Source organism: Kitasatospora sp. NPDC036755 (genome assembly GCF_040636595.1).
In the GTDB taxonomy this organism is placed as follows: domain Bacteria; phylum Actinomycetota; class Actinomycetes; order Streptomycetales; family Streptomycetaceae; genus Kitasatospora.
Genome location: NZ_JBEZUT010000588.1, coordinates 1 through 2,824 on the forward strand (window position 1 = coordinate 1; position 2,824 = coordinate 2,824).

General features: G+C 75.6%; 2 protein-coding genes and 1 pseudogene. All 3 read right to left on the minus strand.

The window, feature by feature from the left end; genetic code table 11:
- Nucleotides 1–33: 33 nt before the first annotated feature.
- On the minus strand, nucleotides 34–1,317 hold the full coding sequence (locus tag AB0E96_RS40230) for an MFS transporter (RefSeq protein ID WP_359831687.1): 1,284 nt from the start codon (nucleotides 1,315–1,317) through the stop codon (nucleotides 34–36).
- On the minus strand, nucleotides 1,314–2,468 hold the full coding sequence (locus AB0E96_RS40235) for a PLP-dependent cysteine synthase family protein (RefSeq protein ID WP_359831689.1): 1,155 nt from the start codon (nucleotides 2,466–2,468) through the stop codon (nucleotides 1,314–1,316). The genes AB0E96_RS40230 and AB0E96_RS40235 overlap by 4 nt, the downstream gene beginning before the upstream one ends.
- A 125-nt stretch (nucleotides 2,469–2,593) precedes the next feature.
- Nucleotides 2,594–2,824, minus strand: a pseudogene (locus AB0E96_RS40240) (hypothetical protein); the annotation flags it as partial.

Consider the following 2,824-nt stretch of genomic DNA (forward strand, 5'->3'; position numbering starts at 1 on the left):
CGGGCTGCGGGCCGACGGCCTCGGCCGCCACCGTCAGGCCGGCGCCGGAGCGCGCACCGGTGCCGTACCCAGGAGGCCGCCGCGGGCCAGCGCGCCCACCGAGGCCGCGCACGCGGCTCCGGTCGCCGCAAGCCCCAGCCAGGCCGGCCACAGCAGGTGGTGTGCCCGTGCGGCGTCCCACAGCGCGCCGACGGCCAGGTTGCCCAGGGTGATCCCCAGCCCGGTGACGGTGTTGTGGAAGCCGTAGTGGGTCGCGACCAGGCGGTCACCCGAGAGGACGACCACGGTGTCCATCTCGAACGGGTAGACCACCGCACCGCCGGCGGCCAGCAGGGCCACCGCCAACAGCAGGGCACCGGCCAGCGCGACCCGGCGCGTGCCCGGCGTCGCCGCCGCGGCGGCCGCGAGCGGGACGAACGCCGCGCCCATCGCCGACAGACCCCGTACCAGGGCCTGTTGCGGGGTCCACCGCCGCTTCGCCCACCGCGTCAGCCGCAGCTGCCCGGCTACGGCCACCAGGGCCGAGACGACGAACAGGCCTCCGGTCAGACCGTCCGCCGCGCCGCCCAGGGCCTCGCCCGCGGCCAGCGGCAGCGCCAGGTACACCTGGTAGCCGAGGACGTAGGAGCCGGTCATCGCCAGGGAGAACAGCAGGAACGGGCGGTTGGCCGCGACGGTGCGCCACTGGGCCCGGACACCCGTCGTGCCGGTCGCCCCGTCCGGAGCCGGGCCGTCCGCCGGTGCGCGGCGGGCCGGCAGCGCCCTGCTCTGCAGGGCCGTCAGCAGCGCGAAGATCGCCGCCGCCGCCGTGCACACCGCGCTGAAGTCGGCTGCCAGCAGGGCCAGGCCGACCAGGGGGCCGAGCAGCATTCCGGCCTGGTAGTAGACGTTGAAGACGGCGAAGGCGTCCACCCTGCGCTCGCCCGCCTCGGCCGCCAGGTAGGCGCGCACGGCCGGGTTGAACAGGGCGCCGGCGAACCCGGTCGCGGCGGAGGCCACGATCAGCGCCGGCAGTGTGCCGACCCAGCCGAGGAGCGCGAAGCCCCCGGTCCGCAGCAGGCAGCCGGCGATGATCGGGGCCTTGTAGCCGTAGCGGTCGGCGATGGTGCCGCCGATGAGGAACATGCCCTGCTGGGAGAGGTTGCGCACGCCCAGGACCAGGCCGACCGCCCACGCGGCGAGGCCGAGTTCGCCGGCCAGGTGCGCGGCGAGGTACGGCATCAGCATGTAGAAGGCGAGATTGATGGCGAACTGGTTGGCCATCAGCAGGCGGGCGGGGGCCGGGAAGGAGCGGGTCTGGCGCCACAGGGAGGTCATCGGGCCGCCGTCCGGGGGAGGTGGCGGGTGCCGTCCGTGGGGGCCAGCGGATCGACGACGGTGGTGCAGCGCGTCCAGCGGGTGACCGTGCGCTCGTACGGGTGGCCGATCTCCTCCGGCTGCTCGGGCGGCCGGTGCCCGAGCAGCCCGTGGGCCCGGCAGTAGTCGTCGTCGAAGACGGTTCCGACGTAGCGCTGGGGGCCGTCGGGGAAGACCGTGGCGATGCGCCGACCGGCGGGCAGGGTGTCCGCGAGCCAACGGGCCACCAGGGCGACCGCGCCCACGCTCCAGCCGCCGGTGGCGTACCGGCACCGGGCCAGTGCGCGGACCGCCCATACGGCGTCCGCCGCGCTCACCCAGTGCACCTCGTCGAAGAGCTCGTAGTGGACGTTGCGCGGGTGGACGCTGCTGCCCAGGCCGCGCATGAGGCGCGGCGCGTCCGGCTGGCCGAAGATCGTGGAGCCGGTGGTGTCGACCCCGACCACCCGCAGGCGGGGGAAGAACTCGCGCAGCACCCGGGCCGTGCCCGCCGAGTGGCCGCCGGTGCCGACGCTGACCACGAGCGTGTCGATCCGGCCGAGCTGGGCGATCAGTTCGAGCGCCAGTGGCCGGTAGGCGGCGACGTTGTCCGGGTTTCCGTACTGGTCCGGGCACCACGCGCCGGGCGTGCGGGACAGCAGCTGTTCGACGCGCTCGCGGCGGGAGCGCTGCCAGCCGCCGGTGGGGTGGGGGCGCTCGACCACGTCGACCTCGGCGCCGTAGGCGCGCAGCAGGCCGGCCATCAGCGGTTCGATGCCGGGATCGGTGACCACCGTGATCGGATGCCCGTACGTCACGCCGGCCAGCGCCAGGCCGAGGCCGAGCGTGCCGGAAGTGGACTCGACGATCCGGGCGCCGGGCCGGAGGTCGCCGCGGTCGCGCGCGGCCCGCACCATGTGGAGGGCCGTGCGGTCCTTGATGCCGCCCGGGTTGCGGCCTTCGAGCTTGGCCCAGAAGCCGTGCCCCGCGCGGGTGAACGGCTCGCCCACCCACAGCACCGGAGTGTCGCCGACCAGGTCGGCCGGGGTGTGCGCGGGGCCGGGCGCGGACAGCAGCTGAGCGGGCGAGAGGGTGCCGGGGGAGGGCGCGGTGAGCGTTACGGCGGAGGTCATGCGGGTCTCCTACGGCGGCTCCGGAGACCGGGCCGCACGGTCGGACGGATCGGGGGATCGGGACGCGTGACGGGCCGCGACGCCGGGGCGACTCCCCGGGCGGGTCCGACCACGCGCGGGCCCGATCAGGTCCGCCAGATCCCCAGTACCGCCCGCGCGTCGGACGACGCCCCCGGCCCCCGGGCAGGCCGGGCCGCCGCCGCGGCCGCCGAGCGGATCGCCGACGGATCGGTGCCCGATGAGAACGACGCCACAGCGGAGCCCTCGCCATGATCGTGACGATGTTCACCGAGCCCAAGGAGCGGGCCAAGGCGATCGGCGTCTACAGCTTCGTCCAGTCCGCCGGCGGCACCATC